General features: G+C 71.2%; 19 protein-coding genes. 9 read left to right on the forward strand and 10 right to left on the reverse strand.

The window, feature by feature from the left end:
- Positions 1–25 precede the first annotated feature (25 nt).
- The 3 genes from ACGGAQ_RS03465 to ACGGAQ_RS03475 are packed head-to-tail and all read left to right on the forward strand — an operon-like array spanning position 26 to position 1,885.
- On the forward strand, positions 26–934 hold the full coding sequence (locus ACGGAQ_RS03465) for a BTAD domain-containing putative transcriptional regulator (RefSeq protein WP_393044196.1): 909 nt from the start codon (positions 26–28) through the stop codon (positions 932–934).
- A 25-nt stretch (positions 935–959) separates the two neighbouring features.
- The gene (locus ACGGAQ_RS03470) at positions 960–1,412 is read left to right on the forward strand and encodes a hotdog fold thioesterase (protein ID WP_393044198.1); all 453 of its coding nucleotides are present in this window, start codon (positions 960–962) and stop codon (positions 1,410–1,412) included.
- Positions 1,409–1,885: a MaoC family dehydratase gene (locus ACGGAQ_RS03475; protein WP_393044200.1), complete on the forward strand. Its 477-nt coding sequence runs from the start codon at positions 1,409–1,411 to the stop codon at positions 1,883–1,885. Before ACGGAQ_RS03470 ends, ACGGAQ_RS03475 begins: the two co-directional genes overlap by 4 nt.
- Before the next feature lie 21 nt (positions 1,886–1,906).
- On the opposite strand, the gene ACGGAQ_RS03480 is transcribed toward ACGGAQ_RS03475, so the two are convergent.
- A complete protein-coding gene (locus ACGGAQ_RS03480; protein WP_393044202.1) occupies positions 1,907–2,401 on the reverse strand; it encodes a cupin domain-containing protein in 495 nt (164 codons plus the stop codon).
- A gap of 160 nt (positions 2,402–2,561) precedes the next feature.
- Here ACGGAQ_RS03480 and ACGGAQ_RS03485 point away from each other — a divergent pair, with 160 nt between their 5' ends.
- A complete protein-coding gene (locus tag ACGGAQ_RS03485) occupies positions 2,562–3,512 on the forward strand; it encodes an aldo/keto reductase (protein WP_393044204.1) in 951 nt (316 codons plus the stop codon).
- 12 nt (positions 3,513–3,524) lie between these two features.
- Positions 3,525–4,178 carry an MBL fold metallo-hydrolase gene (locus ACGGAQ_RS03490; protein ID WP_393044206.1) on the forward strand — a complete coding sequence of 218 codons (654 nt, stop codon included), beginning with the start codon at positions 3,525–3,527 and terminating at the stop codon, positions 4,176–4,178.
- Positions 4,179–4,193: 15 nt separating this feature from the next.
- Here the strand turns inward: ACGGAQ_RS03490 and ACGGAQ_RS03495 are convergent, their stop codons facing one another.
- From ACGGAQ_RS03495 to ACGGAQ_RS03535, 9 genes are read right to left on the reverse strand one after another with little or no spacing between them, the layout of a single operon-like run.
- Positions 4,194–5,699 carry an FAD-dependent monooxygenase gene (locus ACGGAQ_RS03495; protein WP_393044208.1) on the reverse strand — a complete coding sequence of 502 codons (1,506 nt, stop codon included), beginning with the start codon at positions 5,697–5,699 and terminating at the stop codon, positions 4,194–4,196.
- Positions 5,696–6,436, reverse strand: coding sequence for an SDR family NAD(P)-dependent oxidoreductase (locus ACGGAQ_RS03500; protein WP_393044210.1), 741 nt, complete (start codon positions 6,434–6,436; stop codon positions 5,696–5,698). Before ACGGAQ_RS03500 ends, ACGGAQ_RS03495 begins: the two co-directional genes overlap by 4 nt.
- A gap of 19 nt (positions 6,437–6,455) precedes the next feature.
- Positions 6,456–7,430 (reverse strand): 3-oxoacyl-ACP synthase III family protein, encoded by a 975-nt coding sequence (locus ACGGAQ_RS03505; protein WP_393044212.1) that lies wholly within the window; start codon positions 7,428–7,430, stop codon positions 6,456–6,458.
- 26 nt (positions 7,431–7,456) lie between these two features.
- On the reverse strand, positions 7,457–8,161 hold the full coding sequence (locus ACGGAQ_RS03510) for an SDR family oxidoreductase (protein WP_393044214.1): 705 nt from the start codon (positions 8,159–8,161) through the stop codon (positions 7,457–7,459).
- The gene (locus ACGGAQ_RS03515; protein ID WP_393044216.1) at positions 8,158–9,393 is read right to left on the reverse strand and encodes a beta-ketoacyl-[acyl-carrier-protein] synthase family protein; all 1,236 of its coding nucleotides are present in this window, start codon (positions 9,391–9,393) and stop codon (positions 8,158–8,160) included. The genes ACGGAQ_RS03510 and ACGGAQ_RS03515 overlap by 4 nt, the downstream gene beginning before the upstream one ends.
- Complete coding sequence (locus tag ACGGAQ_RS03520; RefSeq protein ID WP_393044218.1) at positions 9,390–9,626, reverse strand: acyl carrier protein; 237 nt, start codon at positions 9,624–9,626, stop codon at positions 9,390–9,392. Before ACGGAQ_RS03520 ends, ACGGAQ_RS03515 begins: the two co-directional genes overlap by 4 nt.
- Positions 9,623–10,669 carry a ketoacyl-ACP synthase III family protein gene (locus ACGGAQ_RS03525; protein WP_393044220.1) on the reverse strand — a complete coding sequence of 349 codons (1,047 nt, stop codon included), beginning with the start codon at positions 10,667–10,669 and terminating at the stop codon, positions 9,623–9,625. The genes ACGGAQ_RS03520 and ACGGAQ_RS03525 overlap by 4 nt, the downstream gene beginning before the upstream one ends.
- A complete protein-coding gene (locus tag ACGGAQ_RS03530) occupies positions 10,666–11,292 on the reverse strand; it encodes an HAD-IA family hydrolase (protein WP_393044222.1) in 627 nt (208 codons plus the stop codon). Before ACGGAQ_RS03530 ends, ACGGAQ_RS03525 begins: the two co-directional genes overlap by 4 nt.
- A complete protein-coding gene (locus tag ACGGAQ_RS03535; protein ID WP_393044224.1) occupies positions 11,289–12,224 on the reverse strand; it encodes a ScbA/BarX family gamma-butyrolactone biosynthesis protein in 936 nt (311 codons plus the stop codon). The genes ACGGAQ_RS03530 and ACGGAQ_RS03535 overlap by 4 nt, the downstream gene beginning before the upstream one ends.
- 104 nt (positions 12,225–12,328) lie before the next feature.
- Here ACGGAQ_RS03535 and ACGGAQ_RS03540 point away from each other — a divergent pair, with 104 nt between their 5' ends.
- From ACGGAQ_RS03540 to ACGGAQ_RS03555, 4 genes are all read left to right on the forward strand, one after another.
- Entirely contained in the window at positions 12,329–12,496 is a 168-nt protein-coding gene (locus ACGGAQ_RS03540) for a hypothetical protein (RefSeq protein ID WP_393044226.1), read from the forward strand.
- A gap of 76 nt (positions 12,497–12,572) precedes the next feature.
- On the forward strand, positions 12,573–13,004 hold the full coding sequence (locus ACGGAQ_RS03545; RefSeq protein WP_393044228.1) for a YbaB/EbfC family nucleoid-associated protein: 432 nt from the start codon (positions 12,573–12,575) through the stop codon (positions 13,002–13,004).
- A complete protein-coding gene (locus tag ACGGAQ_RS03550) occupies positions 12,988–13,317 on the forward strand; it encodes a hypothetical protein (protein WP_393044230.1) in 330 nt (109 codons plus the stop codon). The genes ACGGAQ_RS03545 and ACGGAQ_RS03550 overlap by 17 nt, the downstream gene beginning before the upstream one ends.
- On the forward strand, positions 13,314–15,143 hold the full coding sequence (locus tag ACGGAQ_RS03555) for a hypothetical protein (RefSeq protein ID WP_393044232.1): 1,830 nt from the start codon (positions 13,314–13,316) through the stop codon (positions 15,141–15,143). Before ACGGAQ_RS03550 ends, ACGGAQ_RS03555 begins: the two co-directional genes overlap by 4 nt.
- Positions 15,144–15,156 lie beyond the last annotated feature (13 nt).

The raw sequence follows: 15,156 nt of genomic DNA on the forward strand, positions 1-15,156 counted from the left end.
GTTCAGATTAAATTGATTGTTTCGGGTGGTCGACGCCGTCGGCTCCGCGATGGGGATGCGGCCGAACGCGATCGACCGAGCAGAAACAATGTTGAAACAATGGCCCTACGGGGGGGACATGAAAATCAACGCACTGGGCCCATTGACAGTTGTGGACAATACCGGTCGATTGTTGTCCACCGTGCCCAAACCACGGCGGGTGTTGGCCCTGCTGGTGACTCACGCCGATCAGGTCGTTCCCACGTCGATGCTCCTGCGCGAGCTCTGGGGCACCGACCTGCCGCGAACCGCGATGACGACGTTGCAGACCTACATCGGTCAGCTACGCCGCACGCTGGCCACGGCCACCGACACCGATGTCGCGACGGTGACCGCCCAGATGCTGCGCACCGAGACAGGGGGGTACGAGCTCTCGTCCGCCGGCATCAGCATCGATCTGCTGCACTTCTTCCGGCTCCAGGAGGCGGGCAAGGCCGCACTGCGGGCGGGTAACGACCGTGAGGGCATCCGGCTGCTGCGCGAAGCGCTGGCCCTGTGGCAGGGGCCGCCACTGGTCAACGTCGAACCGGGACCACTGCTGGAGGCCCAGGTGTTGCGTCTGGAGGAGTCCCGGCTGTGCACGCTGGAGCAGCGGCTCGTCGCGGAGCTCCGGCTCGGTGAGCATCAGGTGCTGGTCAGCGAGCTGGTGGAACTGACGACGATCCGGCCGTTGCACGAGAGCCTGCACGCCCACCTCATGGTTGCGCTCTACCGCTGTGGACGGCGGTCGGAGGCGCTGGCCGTGTTCCACAAACTGCGTCACACGTTGATCACCGACCTCGGGCTGGAGCCGTCCGGAGAGCTTCTCCGGCTGCAGCACGCCATCCTCACCGCCGACCCCGCGCTCAACCTGACGGAGCGCACGATCGAGCTGCTCCACCCCCGGGCGGCCTGAGCCCGCCGTGACGAGAGAGGACACGATGACGGACACCACCACCCGGCTGGGCCCGTACGAGGTGCTTCCGCCGTACGCGGCCGAGCAGCTCGTCGATCGCCTCGGCATCGTGCTGACCACCTGCGAACCGGACCTGGTCACCGGCACGATGCCGGTGGCCGGCAACCGGCAGCCGATCGGGCTGATCCATGGCGGAGCCAACGCGGTACTGGCCGAGACGCTGGGCTCGGTGGCGGCCATGTTGCACGCGGGCGAGGGCGGCATGGCTGTCGGACTGGACCTGTCGTGCACCCATCACCACGGACCGCGGGCGGGCCTGGTGACGGGCGTCTGTCGGCCCCTGCATCGGGGCAGCACGGCCGCGACGTACGAGATCGTGATCAGCGATCAGCGTGGACGGCGCACCTGCACCGCCCGTTTGACCTGCGCGATCACCAGGGCGCGAGGCCGCCGCCGTGGCTCTCGGGCTGCGTCGTGACACGCCGGTTCGCCGGGCCGGCCGATCTGCCGGCGGCGGCCGGGACCGAGCTGGGGGTCAGCCGGTGGCGGCCGGTGACACAGTCACTGATCGACGGATTCGCCGCGCTCAACGGTGACCGACAGTGGATCCACGTCGATCCGCAGCGGGCCGCCGCGGGGCCGTTCGGTGCCCCGATCGCCCACGGCTATCTGCTGCTCGCCCTGGTCACGCCGATGCTGGACGAGATCTTCACGGTAGGGGGCGGAGCCGCCGCCCTGAACAAGGGCGTCGACCGCCTGCGATTCCGGGGGCCGGTCACGGCCGGCGCCCGCATCCGTGCCCGGGCGGTGCTGAGCTCGGCCGTCACGGTGCCCGGTGGGTACGTCGACGTTACCGTCGCCGTGACGGTGGAGCGGGAGGGTGAGCGCGTTCCCGCCTACACGATGGACAGCTTGATGCTGTTCCGCCGCGACGTGGTGGCCTCCAGGTAGATGGAGGCCACCACTGATCGCTCAGCGCGGCGCGGGACAGCCAGGGTCCGGAGCGTCGACGTTCGGGCCGGGCGCGTCGACGGGCAGGATGTCCATCACGTAGAGGACGAGCTCGTCATGGCCCAGGTTGTAGCCGCTCTGCGCCGCTGGCGGCCCCTTGGGCAGGTAGAGGGACTCGCCCGCGTGCAACTCGTGGCGCCTGCACTTCTCGTCGATCCAGGTGAGAGTGCCGCGTTCCACGACAGCGAGGAAGTCCCCGGCGTGCGCGTGCCACCCGGTGGACGCGCCGGGCTGGAAGACGCCGCGGCGGCTGAGCACCCGACGCGCACCATCCGTGCGGATCTTGAACGGCTTCGGCAGGATGCCCTCCGCAAGGGTCTCGCTGGCGACCGGCGGCACCGGATCTGCCGTGGCCTTGACCATGGTCGGCTGCGACGAGCTCGGCACGGCCTGCACTCCGGTGGCACCGCCTGCGGTGGAGAGGGCCAGGACGGCCAATACGGTCAGAGCGGACATGGTTGGTCTGCGCATTCTTCATCTCCCGTGGCGACGGCGACTTTCCGGTCCCGAAATTACGCGGGCGCTCGCATTGACGGAACAGTTCTCGGGCGAGCCTTGAGTGGTCCGCTAGCGCCATCAAGAAGGTAAATCAGCAATAACGAGAAGGAGAAACAAGGTGCGTACTGTTCAACTCGGCGGAAATGGCCCGCACATCGGGATCGTGGGGCTCGGGTGCATGGGCATGTCCTGGGGGTACGACGATCTGGGCCGGAACGACGCGAGTTCCATAGCGGTGATCCACCGCGCCCTGGAAATCGGCATGAACCTCATCGACACCTCCGACCAGTACGGCCCGTTCGTCAACGAGCGGCTCGTCGGCCGGGCCCTGCGTGACCGGCGCGACCAGGCGGTGCTCGCCACCAAGGGCGGCCTCGTGGTGGACGGCGCCTACAAGACCTACCGCAACGGCCGGCCGGAGCACCTGCGCGCCGCCTGCGAGGCCAGCCTTGGCCGGCTCGGCGTCGACCACGTCGACCTGTACCAGCTGCACCGCGTCGACCCGAACGTGCCGATCGAGGAGAGCTGGGGCGCCCTGGCCGAGCTCGTCCGAGAGGGCAAGGTCCGCGCCCTCGGCCTTTCCGAGGCGTCTGTCGACGAGATCAGTCGGGCGGCCGCTGTGCATCCCGTCGCGAGCGTGCAGACCGAGCTGTCGTTGTGGAGCAGGGAGGCGCTCGACGACGTGCTGCCCTACTGCGCAGCGAACGGGATCACGTTCATCGCGTACTCGCCGCTGGGCCGCGGCTTCCTCACCGATCGGATGAACCGGACCGAGGACCTGCCCGAGGTGGACGGCCGGCACCGCCATCCCCGCTTCCAGGCGGAGGCCCTGGCCGCAAACCAGGCGATCATGGAGCCGATCCGGCGGACCGCTGCGGAACTCGGCGTGCAGGCCGCGCAGGTGGCACTGGCCTGGGTGCTCGCGCAGGGGAACGAGGTGGTGGCTCTGCCGGGGACCAAGACGTTGAAGTATCTGGAGGTGAACGCGGCAGCCGCCGACATCACCCTGCCGCAGGGCCGGGCCGTCGAGCTGGCCGAGGTGCCGGACGCCGTCGGCACCCGCTACTGAGAGGGGCCCACGATGCAGGTCATCTCCTTTCCCGCCGGCGGCTTCGGCACCAACTGCTACGTGCTCGCGCCCACCGGTGGCGACCGCTGCGTGATCATCGACCCAGGCCAGAGCGCCGCCGACCCGGTGGCGGAGATCATGCGACAGCACGACCTCACCCCGGAGGCCGTGCTGCTCACCCACGGCCACATGGACCACACCTGGGACGTGGTGCCCGTGTGCGGCCGCTGGGACATACCGGTGTACGTCCCGGAAGCGGACCGGTTCATGCTGGCCGACCCGGCGAAAGGGCTGCCGGACAGCTTTCCGCGACACGTGCTGGCGGGCCACCCGAACGCCGAACCAGCCGACGTGCGCCCGGTGACCCGCGACGGCGAGGAGATCCGGCACGCCGGTCTGACCCTGGTGGCACGGCACTGTGCGGGCCACACCCCGGGCTCGACGATGTGGCACTGCACCGACGACGAAGCCGATTATCTGCTCACCGGCGACGTGCTGCTGGCCGGGGCGCTGGGCAACACCGAGGGGCCCGGAGGCAGCGCCGCGGTGCTCCGGGAATCGCTGCACCGGATTTGCGCCCCGCTCGACGGCGCGACGGTCCTGCTGCCCGGTCACGGCGGCGCGACGACCCTGGCCGCCGAACGCCGCCAATTTCCCATCCTGTAGCTGCTGGAGCTCGCCTCACAGGACGGCCACCAGCCGGGCCACCGCCGCCGAGTCGTCGAGCGGGGCACTGCCCAGCAGGTGGCCGTCCGGGCGGATCACCGCCAGAACGGGCTGACGCCCCAACGCCTCGGCGAGCTGTCGCGTCACCGCACCCGGCCCGGTGCGCACCACCGACGTCCCGTCCGGCAGGCCGGGCGGAGAGGTGTCGCCGCGCCACACCACCACGGTGAAGTCGTCGCGTGCGACGAGCGGCCACGGCCCGTCGAGGGCAGCCGGCCCGGGACCCGGCAGCACGGGCAGCCGCTCCCCCGGGCGGGCAGGGCCACCGCGCCGCACGAGGGGACGCGGTTCGCCGTAGCTCACGTCGAGCTGACTCAGTTGCGGCGCCAGGTAACGTTGCAGCACCCCGGTTCGGTGCGCCAGCCGCGCCACCGTGTCCCGGGCCGCGAGCCGAAGCCTGCTGCGCCCGGCGATCGCGAACCGCGTCTGCACCGCCGTGGTGGCGGCCACCCGGTGCGCGGCGGTCCGGCGTTCCTTCTCGTATGCGTCGAGCGCCTCCTCGGGTGACCGGCCCCGCACCACCGCGCCGAGGCGCCATCCGAGGTTGACCGCGTCCTGGATCCCGGTGTTCATACCCTGCCCACCGGCGGGGCTGACGATGTGCGCGGCGTCGCCGGCAAGCAGGCAGCGACCCGCCCGGAACGTCTCGGCGATCCGACAACGGACCCGGAAGGTCGTGCTCCACACCAGGTCGCCGACCACATTCACGCCAGGCATCCGCTCGTCGACGACGCTCTGGAACAGGTCGCGACCCGGGGCGGCCGCGTCCTCGGGTTGATGCGGCACGGTCGTCGCCAGCCGGAACAGCCCTCCGCCGAGTGGACCGAGAGCGAGCCCGCCCCGATCGGAATAGAAGTAGTACGAAAGATCGTCGGGCAGGTCGGTGCGGACGCCCGCGTCCGCGATCGCGAACGTGACGTCGACGGGCTCGCCGCTGAAACCGATGCCGAGTCGCTTGCGGACGGCACTGTGGGCCCCGTCGGCACCGACCAGCCACTCGAACGTCCGCTCCTCCACCGTGCCATCCGGGTGCTCCAGTTTCACTCTGGGCAGGCCACCGCTGGGGTCGATGTCGACGAGCCGTACGCCCCGGTCGATCCGCCCGCCCAACGCCGCCAGCCGGTCACGCAGGACCTCCTCGGTCGTGCTCTGGGCAATCATCAGCGCGAACGGATACGGCGTGTCGCCGAGCCGCCGCAGCGAGACCTCGCCCAGCGGCCGGCGCTGGGAAAAGTACCGCGTGCCGCGGATCCGGTGCCCACGGGCCAGTAGGTCGTCGGTCACCCCGATGCGGTGCAACAGCTCCAGGTTGCGCGGCCAGAGCACGTTGGCGCGCGAGTGCGGAGTGGCCTGCCGTTCAGCATCAACGAGGCGCACCGGGATGCCCTGCTGGAGCAGATCGCACGCGAGCACCAGACCGACCGGGCCGGCACCCACGACGAGCACCGTGTCGTCTTTCACGCCCACAGCAGACCTCCGTTCACCTCGAGGATGTGACCGTTGACGTAGGCGCTCTCGTCCGAGGCCAGGAAGACCGCCGCGGCGGCCAGTTCTGCGGGGTCTCCCAGGCGCCCGGAGAGCAGCCTTTTGCGGTACGTCTCCCAGACCCGGTCGTTGCCCCTGACCTCCTTGCCCATGCCTTCGTCGATGTAGCCGGGCGACAGGCAGTTGACCCGGATGTTCTTCGGCGCGAACTCGGCGGCGGCGCTGCGGGTGAACATCTCCACGGCGGCCTTGCTGGCGCTGTACGCGGCTGCGCCCACTGCCACCCGGCTCGCCGTACAGGAGGACACCGTGATGATCCGGCCGCCGCCCTGCGCCGCCATCACCGGCAGGGCCGCCTGCGTGCAGAGGAAGACCCCGGTGAGGTTCGTCTGCACGGTGTCGTTCCAGTCCGCGAAGCCCAGCTTGGCGATCATCCCGTTGCGGCTGACTCCGGCGTTGCAGACCAGGACGTCGAGGGTGCCGAAGCGGTCGACCGCTGCCGCCGTCATCCGCGCCACCGAGGCGGGATCGGTCACGTCGGTCTCCTGGTAGGCGACACGGTCGGGCGCGTAGTCGCCGAGTTCCTTGATGTCGTACGGGTTGCGGGCCGCGCAGAGGACCGAGGCGCCCTCGGCGAGATAGCCCTCGGCGATCGCCCGCCCCAGCCCGCGGGTGCCGCCGGTGATGACGGCCGTCCTGCCCTGTAGTCGCACGTGGGTCTCCTTCGGGAAGTCAGTACCAGGTCAGCAGCAGAGCGGCCGCGGTCATCCCGCCGCCCACGGAGGACATGAGGATCCGTTCCCCGCGCTGCAACGGCCTGTCGCGGTGGCTGGCGTGCAGGGTGACCGGGATCGAGGCGCCGGCGGTGTTGCCGTACTCCGGGGCGGTCAGCGCGACACGATCCATGCCGATGCCCATCTCCCTCGCCAGCGATTCCAGGAGCCGGGTGTTGGCCTGGTGGAAGACGAAGCGGTCGACGTCGGCCAGGGTGAGCGCGGCGTCGGCGAGCACCTGCTCGATCAGCTTGCGCTGGGTCTGCACCGCGTAGTCACGGACCGAACGGCCGTCCATGCGGAAGTAGTGCCGGCCCGCCGCGCGGGTCTCCTCGGTCAGCGCCTGCCGTGTGCCGCCCGCTTCGACGACGACATACTCGTGGTGCTCACCGTGCGTCTGCAGACGGCTCGCGACGATGCCGTACCCCTCGGGGACCTGGCCGAGCACGACCGCGCCGGCCCCGTCGCCGAAGAGGCTGACCGTCTTGCGATCACCTCGGTCCATGATGCGCGAGAACATGTCGGCACCGACGACGAGCATCTCGCCACGGCCGAACCGGCTGAGCATCATGCCCTCGGCGACGGTCAGCCCGAACAGGAAACCGCTGCACACCGCGTTGACGTCGAACGCGGGCACGCCGCTGAGTCCGAGCTTGTGCTGCAGGATGGCGGCGGTCGAGGGCTGCGGGACGTCGGGAGTGCAGGTGGCGACGATCAACCCTTCGATGCGCCGCTGATCGCCGGCCAGGGCTTCGCGCGCCGCGGCGGCGGCGAGGTCGGAGGTCGCGGTTCCGGCGTCGGCGTAGCGGCGCTCGGTGATACCGGTGCGTTCGGTGACCCAGGCCGGGTCCACGCCGGCCCACCGGCCGACGGTCGCGTTGTCGATGATGGTCTCGGGTACGTGGGAGCCGAGGCCCGTCACTCCGATGGGCATGCTGGGGTCCTTCCTGCTGTCTGCGGTCAGAGGCCCATACCGAGGCCGCCGGCGACCGGCACCACCGCGCCCGTCACGTACGACGCCTCGGCACCGGCCAGGAACCGCACCACGGCGGCGACCTCCGCCGGAGTTCCGGCGCGATGCAGGGCGGTCATGGCGAGGTACTCGGCACGTCGGCGCTCGGACATGGCCCGCGACATGTCGGTGTCCACGAGCCCGGGCGCCACCACGTTCGCGGTGATGCCGCGCGAGCCCAACTCCCAGGCCAGCGAGCGTGCCACCCCGATGAGGGCTGCCTTGGAGGCGGTGTAGTTGACCTGGCCCGGTGAGCCGGTCAGCGCCACCGCCGACGAGATGAAGATCAACCGGCCCCACCGAGCGGTGAGCATGTCCTGCGCCGCCCGACGGGCGACCCGAACTGCTCCGGTGAGATTCGCCGCGAGGACGTCTTCGAAGTCCTTGTCGGTCATCCGCAGCAGCAGCCCGTCGCGGGTGATGCCGGCGTTGGCGACCAGCACCTCCACCGGCCCCTGCTGGCGCGCCACCTGGTCGAACGCGGCGGCCACCTCCGCCGGGTCGGTCACGTCGCACGGCACGGCGGGCAGGTCGTCCGGCGGCTTGGTGGCGCGGTAGGTGACCGTCACCCGGTCACCGGCCTCGACCAGCGCCCGCGCGATCGCCAGCCCGATGCCCCGGTTCCCGCCGGTGACAAGGACGGAACGGCTCATGGCGCGGTGACCACGAGTACGGCGTTCTGGCCCCCGAAGCCGAACGAGTTCGACACCGCGACGTCCACAGCCAGCCCACGCGGCGCCTTCGCCACCACGTCGACCTCGATCTGCGGATCCTGGCTGGTCAGATTGGCCGTGGGCGGCACCAGCCCGTGCTGCACGGCGAGCACCGCGTACGCCGCCTCCGCCGCTCCGGCCGCACCGATGAGGTGCCCGATGACTCCCTTGGTGGAGGTCACCGCCGGCCGATCGCCGAGCACCCGACGGATCAGCCGCGATTCGGTGACGTCATTGAGCGGCGTCGAGGTGCCATGCGCATTGACGTGCGCCACCTCCTCGGGCTCGACCAGCGCGTCGGCGAGGGCCGCGCGCAGCGCCCGTTCGGCGCCACCACCCTGGGGGTCAGGCCGCGAGGCGTGGAAACCGTCCGCCGAGGAGCCGTACCCGCTGATGTTCGCCCGGATCCGGGCACCCCGGGCGCGCGCGTCGGCGGCCCGTTCGAGCACGAGGATCGCTGCGCCCTCGCCTGCCACGAAGCCGTCTCGGTCGACATCGAAGGGACGCGACGCCGCGGCGGGGTCATCGCGGCGCCGCGACATCGCGCCCATGTTGGTCAGGCTCGCCAGGGTGGTACGGGTCAGGAAGGACTCCGTGCCCCCGGCGATCACGATGTCGCACATGCGGGACTCGAGCAGTTGCCGCGCCAAGCCGATCGCGGTCGCGCCGGACGCGCACGCCGTCGACACCACGAAGTTGGGCCCGGTCGCCTGGCACTCGATGGCGATGTAGCCGGCGCTCATGTTCACCGGGGCGGTCACCATCAACGTCGGCGAGACGATCTGCGGGCCCTGCTCGAGGAAGGCCGCGTGCTCCTTCTCGTAGGTGGCACATCCGCCGAACGAGTTGCCGATCACCACACCGACCCGGGTCCCGTCCCAGTCGGTCGGATCGAAGCCGGCGTCGACGAGCGCCTGCCGCGCGGCGACGAGGGCCAACTGGTTGACCCGGTCGAGGCGGGCCGCCTTGCGGCCTCCCAGCAGCGCCGCGGCGTCGAAGTCCGGCACCCGGCAGACGAAGTCGACGGGATTACCGGCCAGCGACTCGTCGATCCGGGCTACGGACTCCCCCGCGCAGATCGTCTCCCAGTTGGCCTCGACCCCGATCCCAGCCGGGGTGACCAGCCCCAGCCCGGTGACGGCGACCTCGAACCGCCGGTGCCGGCCGGTCACGCGGCGACCACTTCGTCGAGCTTGGCACCGATCTCACCGACCGTGCTCTCGATGGTCATCTCGGTCTCGTCGAGCACGACGCCAAACTCCTTCTGCAGCGCGACGCTGAGCTCGATCAGGGCGAGCGAGTCGAACTCGAGATCCTCCAGCGTGGTGGACGCGGTGAACTCGCTCTCGGAGATTCCGAGCTTGGTGCTGAGCAGGGTGTGGAAACGCTCCTGGACAAGGCTCATCGGGATGCTCCTTTGGCTGTGGAAGAGGGAGAGTCGGGGCGGCTGACCACCATCGCGGTGAAGGTGAAGCCGCCGCCGCCGTTGAGGACCAGGGCGTGGTCGCCCGGCCCGAGCCAGTCGCCGCTGCTGAGGTCGGCGAGGTTGGCGTTGAGGTCGCCCGCGCCGAGATGCCCGGTCGCGCGACCAAGATCGAGCAGATCCGCGTCGACCTGCTCGACCAGCGGTGGTACGTACGCCTCGGCCATGGCCTTGGTGCCGAGCCGGGGCAGGACCGCGTACCGCAGGTCGGAGCCGGACAATCCGGCCTCGGCCAGCGCCGTGGCGACCGCCTCGGAGATGCGGTCGTAGGCCGTCTTGATGAAGCGGTCGACGCCGTACGCGGCGATGAACGCACGCTTCGTACGCTTGACGTTGATCTGCGGTCCGTGTCCGAGTGGGTGGGCGTCGAGCCCGTCGTCCCCGCGGTGCATGACCTCCAGGTCGGCGGCGACAGTGGTTGCCGAGGCGTGCAACAGCAGGTCGCTGGGGCGGTCGCCGCGGTGGACGAGGACAGCGGTGGCCCCGTCGCCGGTCGCCATGCCGTAGTCGGTGAGCCACCGGTGCCAGCTCGGGGTCAGGAACCGGTCGGCGGTGGTGACCAGCACGGGACCGGATCGTGGCTCGCCGCGGAGCCGGTCGATGGCCAGCTCGATACCGATCGCGCCGCCGTTGCACTGCTGCAGCAGCCCGATCGGCACAGCCTGGTCGGCACCCAACTGGTGGGCGATGTAGTGCGGAGCGGACCAGGCGTCGTGGCCCTGGTGGTGCACGCTGGCGTGCAGGACCATGGCGAGCTCCTCGGCAGGTGCACGTCCGCGGTCGAGCACGGGCCGCGCCGCGCGGACGGCCATGTCCGGAGGCGCGACGTCGACCGACACGGGCAACTCGGTGTAGCCCAGCTCGGTGGCGGTCTTGGCACGCACGTCACCGCAGGCCACGGCGGCCGTGACGGTCTGCCGGACCGACGGGTACCACACCCCGGCGACGAGACCGACGGCATTCATCGCCGGACCCAGGGCTCGAGTTCGGCGATCGCCTCGCCGGTGCTGGTGAAACACACGGCGTGCCAACCTGCCGCCTGAGCCCCGGCGCAGTTCTTCGGCAGGTCGTCGACCAGGACGCAGTCGCGCGGCGGCACGCCGGCCCGGGCCGCGGCCAACGCGAAGATCGCCGGCTCGGGCTTTCGGGTGCCGACCTCGAACGAGAGCACCACGTCGTCGAACAGCTCCGCCACCGGCAGCATCGCCCGCCAGTGCACGTCCCAGGCGGGCACCATGTTGGACACCAATCCGACGAAGGTGCCCCGGCGGCGCACGGCTCGTAGCCAGTCGGCCCACTCGGTGTTGCTGCGCCGGTCGGCGAACCACTTCGCGCCGAAGTCTGAGAGGTCCGCGCTGACGCCGTATCGCTCGGCCAGCACCTCCTCCATCTGCGCGGCCCACTCGTCCTGGGAGATCAGTGGCGTGTCCAGCGGGGCCATGGTGTCGCCGCCGTAGCGGTCGCCGACGACCTTCATCGCGCCGAGGTACTGGTCCGGCTCGATGCCCTGGGCGGCGCAGAAGCTGCGCACCGTTTCGCCGACCGGCGGGGTCAGCACGCCAGCGAAGTCCGTCCAGACGGCTCTCATCGTTCCAACTTCACTGTGCAGACGGTGGTGCCGTTCTGGCTCACCTCTACGTCGATCCGCTCGCCCTGGGTCGCCGTGATGGTCAGCGGGCTGTCCAGTTCCGCGAACTGCACGAAGGCCGCGTCGAGGCCGGTGACCAGGGACTCCCCCGTGAGAAGGACGGCCATCTGCCGGGCCGCCTCGAGCAGGGCCATCCCGGGTACGTGGTCGAGCGGGTGGTCGAAGAGGCTGGCGTGGTCGAGTGGCACGTCGACGCGGGCGGTGGCCGTGCGGCCGGCCACGTCCGCTTCGGCGAGCACGACGTTGCGGGGGTCGCGGCGCCCGACCAGGGCGGGCCGCACCGGCTCGGCGCCGGTACGGGGCGAAAGCTCGTCCGACGTCGGCGCGGGGCTGCGGCGCCGGAGGGTCCGCAGCGCCGCGTAATCATCCGCGGGCAGGTAGCCGGCCTGGATGTGGCTCTCGCCGACGGCCACACCGTCGACCTCGAGCCCAATGTCGAGGGTCAGCGACCGCAACTGACCGTCCCGGCTGCGGGCGCCCCCGGTGCGGATATCGAGCCGTAGCTCACCCGGCGTGGTGCCGCTGACCAGCGCGGCCGGGTCGGTGATCCGGGTCCGCCATCTCTTCACCAGAAACGCGGTGCCGAACGGCAGGTCCAGGAATCGGTGGACCAGCAGGGTCGAGGCCTGTCGGCAGCATTCGAGCAGCAGCATCGGGTCGACCCGGGCAGGTGCGGCGGTGTGGTCGGTGTAACACCAGTGCGCCCGAGGTAGCTGGGCGGCTGCGAGGAACCGGTCCTCGGCGATCCGCACGGCGTCGGTGAGGAACACCTCCGCGAGGGCACGACGATGCACCAGGGCGCGGTGAACCGTACGGTCGAACTCGAGCGCATGGTCGTCGATCTGCTGCGGGGGCGCGGCCACCGGCGGCATGGCGACTCCTGTCCGTTGGTGTCGTGGGCTCACGAACCACCGTGACAGGAGAGGCTCAAGGCATCCCCGCCGCCGGATACGAGGGTGACTCAAGACTGCCTAGGGTGACGCGCGCAGAGGCCGCGCCGATCTCACCGAAGGTCTCGGCCCGCCTCAGCCTCCTGCCGGACCGGCCGACCGGAACGGTCTGCGACCTCGACACGGCCGCGGAAACCCAGGTCGACCACCGTCCCCTGACCGCCGTCGTCGGCGGACTCCACGTCGGAGGGTGAGGGCGTATCGTGTGCTGTCCGCGCCGCACCGGGTTCCTCCTGGGGCGGCCGGCTGCCGTCACACGGGGGAGGTCTGATGGCGCAGTTTCCCAGCGGCGACTTCGGCGCGGCGACCGAGCGGTTCGTCGCCTCCTGGTCGGCGGGCATCTCCGAGCGGGCCGCCCGGGCGCAGGAGTTGTCCGAGCGGGTGGCGGCGCTGTCGGCGACCGCCGACGGTGCGGACGGCGCGGTCCAGGTGACCGTCGCCGCGTCCGGCGCCATGACCGACCTTCGACTCGACGACCGGGTGTTGCGGTGGCGGGCGGACGAGATCGCCGCCGAGGTGCTGGCGGTGATGCGCCGGGCGCAGGGCCGCCTGGCCCCGCAGGTGGCGGAGGCCGCGGCGGAGACCGTCGGCGCCGACTCCGAGACCGCCCGCGCCGTCGTCGGCAGCTACGAGACGCGCTTCCCGGAGGTCGCCGAGGAGGACGAGCCGGGGTACGCCCCCTGGGGTGACCGTGGGCGTTGAGGCAGCCGGGTTCGAGGTCACCACGGCGGCGGTGACCGAGCACGCCCGCTCCGTCGACCGGATCGCCGAGGCGATCGGCACCGCGCACGACGCGGGGGCGTACGTGCGGATGGGCGCCGGCGCGTACGGGCATCTGCCCGTCTGCCAGGCGATCCCCTTTCTGTTGGACTTCCTTCAGGAGCCGGCGGTGGAGGCGCTCGCGGCGGCGCAGGAGGCGTTGCACAGCGCGGCCGGCGCGCTCGACGGGACTGTGGACGCCTACCACCACACGGACGGAACGATCTCCGCTGCCCTCGGGCGGATGCACCGATGAGCACCGACGTGGCGAATCCGCTGATCGCCGCCCGGCAGGACACCACCACCGCGTACAGCGGCGTCGGCCTCGTCGAGAGCCTGGTCGACCTGCGCAACGGCATCGAGAACGGGTCCTGGATCGACTCGACCATCGGCGGTTTCGGTACGTCGATGGAGGTGCTGGCGACCTGCGTAGACCCGATCGGGTCGATCGTCTCGTGGGGGGTCGCCTGGCTCATCGAGCACGTCAAGCCGCTCTCCGACGCCCTCGACTGGCTGGCCGGCGACCCGGACCAGATCACCGCGTACGCGCAGACGTGGCACAACGTCTCCCGGCAGGTCACCGGTCAGGTCACCGCCCTGTCCGAGGCGGTGCGCACCGAGATCGCCACCTGGACGGGTCCCGCGTCCGAGGCGTATTGCCGCTACAGCGACCAGCACGTGCGCCACCTCGCCGGCCTGGCGGACGCCACCGGTCTGATCGGCACCGTCGTCGAGGGCGCGGGGCTGCTGGTGGCGCTGGTCCGGGAGTTGGTCCGGGACCTGATCGCCGACTTCGTCTCGGTCCTCGCCGTCCGGCTGTGGGAGTGGCTCGCCGAGGCCGGGCTGACCCTGGGCGCGGCCACCCCACTCGTGGCGGCGCAGGTCTCCACGCTGGTCGCCAAGTGGGCCGCCAAGGTCGCCGGGCTGCTCACGGCGCTGGCCCGCAGCGTCAGCCGGCTCCGGCCGATCCTGTCCAAGCTCGGCGAACTGCTCGACACCCTCCGTACGGCGCTGCGCGGTCTGCGGCGTACCCCAGGCGGGTCGAGTCCTTCCGACATGCCGGCCTCCGGCCCGGGGGTGCGCGGCTACACCGATCCCGGGGGCGGGCAGGCGCCGCCGTGGGCCTGGCAGGACGGGCCCGGGCCCGCCGGTGCGGGCCACGAGCCGGGACCGGCCGGCGGCGGTCCGGCGCACGGCGGACCAGCCGGGGAGCGCGGGCCGGCCGGGGGCCCACCGCACGACGGCGGCCGGGGGCACGACGCCGGGCCACCGCACGACGACGGTACGGCGCGCGGCGCCGACGAGCCGCCGGACACCGACGGGCCCGACGCGACGGAGCCCGGGTCCACCGCCGATCCGCTGGTGCCCGATCATGCGAGCGAGGCCGAGTTGCGGCTGCTCGGCAGGGAGGTGCACAGCATGACCGAACTCGACCCCGGTGGGCACGTCAACGACGCGTACGACGTGACGTTCACCGACGGCACGCATGGCGTCTACAAGCCGAATGTGCCGGAGAACGAGTTCGTCCAGGTGCGCTCCACCATTCCGGAGAATCAACTGGCCGCCCGGGAGGTCGCCGCCTCGCGCCTGGACGAGGATCTGGGCTTCGGCCTGGTGCCCACGACAGCCCGGTGGGACGGTCCGCACGGGGCCGGGTCGATGCAGGAGTTCGTGGAGAACGCGAGCCCGGGTCGTCCCGCCAGCGCCTACTCCGTCGCGGAGAGCGAGCGGATGGCGGTGCTCGACTACGTCAGCGGCAACACCGACCGGCACATGGGTAACTACCTGACCGGCCCCGACGGCCGCCTGGTCGCCATCGATCACGGCTACTCGTTCCCCGAGTCGAACGGCGAGCCGCTGCGGTCGGACTTCGTTCAGCAGCAGATGAACCGGCCGCTCAGCCCGGAGACGATGGCCCGGATCCAGGCCACCGATCCGGGCGCGCTGGCCGACCGTCTGCGCGGCACCGGCCTGAGCGAGCAGGCGCTGTCCGGTGCGATGGACCGCTTCAACGAGATCCGCAGCCGAGGCATGATCACAGGCGAGGCGTGGAACGCCTTCCGTCCGCCGAGCCCGTGGTGAGCAGAGGAGCCGT

It is taken from the genome of Micromonospora sp. NPDC047557 (assembly GCF_043205095.1).
In the GTDB taxonomy this organism is placed as follows: Bacteria; Actinomycetota; Actinomycetes; order Mycobacteriales; family Micromonosporaceae; genus Micromonospora.

Excerpts from the sequence above, each read along its gene's own strand:
- ACGGAQ_RS03470 (WP_393044198.1), top strand. The coding sequence starts at position 960 with ATGACGGACACCACCACCCGGCTGGGCCCGTACGAGGTGCTTCCGCCG.
- ACGGAQ_RS03480 (WP_393044202.1), bottom strand. The coding sequence starts at position 2,401 with ATGTCCGCTCTGACCGTATTGGCCGTCCTGGCCCTCTCCACCGCAGGC.
- ACGGAQ_RS03490 (WP_393044206.1), top strand. The coding sequence starts at position 3,525 with ATGCAGGTCATCTCCTTTCCCGCCGGCGGCTTCGGCACCAACTGCTAC.
- ACGGAQ_RS03505 (WP_393044212.1), bottom strand. The coding sequence starts at position 7,430 with ATGCCCATCGGAGTGACGGGCCTCGGCTCCCACGTACCCGAGACCATC.
- ACGGAQ_RS03510 (WP_393044214.1), bottom strand. The coding sequence starts at position 8,161 with ATGAGCCGTTCCGTCCTTGTCACCGGCGGGAACCGGGGCATCGGGCTG.
- ACGGAQ_RS03520 (WP_393044218.1), bottom strand. The coding sequence starts at position 9,626 with ATGAGCCTTGTCCAGGAGCGTTTCCACACCCTGCTCAGCACCAAGCTC.
- ACGGAQ_RS03525 (WP_393044220.1), bottom strand. The coding sequence starts at position 10,669 with ATGAATGCCGTCGGTCTCGTCGCCGGGGTGTGGTACCCGTCGGTCCGG.
- ACGGAQ_RS03530 (WP_393044222.1), bottom strand. The coding sequence starts at position 11,292 with ATGAGAGCCGTCTGGACGGACTTCGCTGGCGTGCTGACCCCGCCGGTC.
- ACGGAQ_RS03535 (WP_393044224.1), bottom strand. The coding sequence starts at position 12,224 with ATGCCGCCGGTGGCCGCGCCCCCGCAGCAGATCGACGACCATGCGCTC.
- ACGGAQ_RS03545 (WP_393044228.1), top strand. The coding sequence starts at position 12,573 with ATGGCGCAGTTTCCCAGCGGCGACTTCGGCGCGGCGACCGAGCGGTTC.
- ACGGAQ_RS03555 (WP_393044232.1), top strand. The coding sequence starts at position 13,314 with ATGAGCACCGACGTGGCGAATCCGCTGATCGCCGCCCGGCAGGACACC.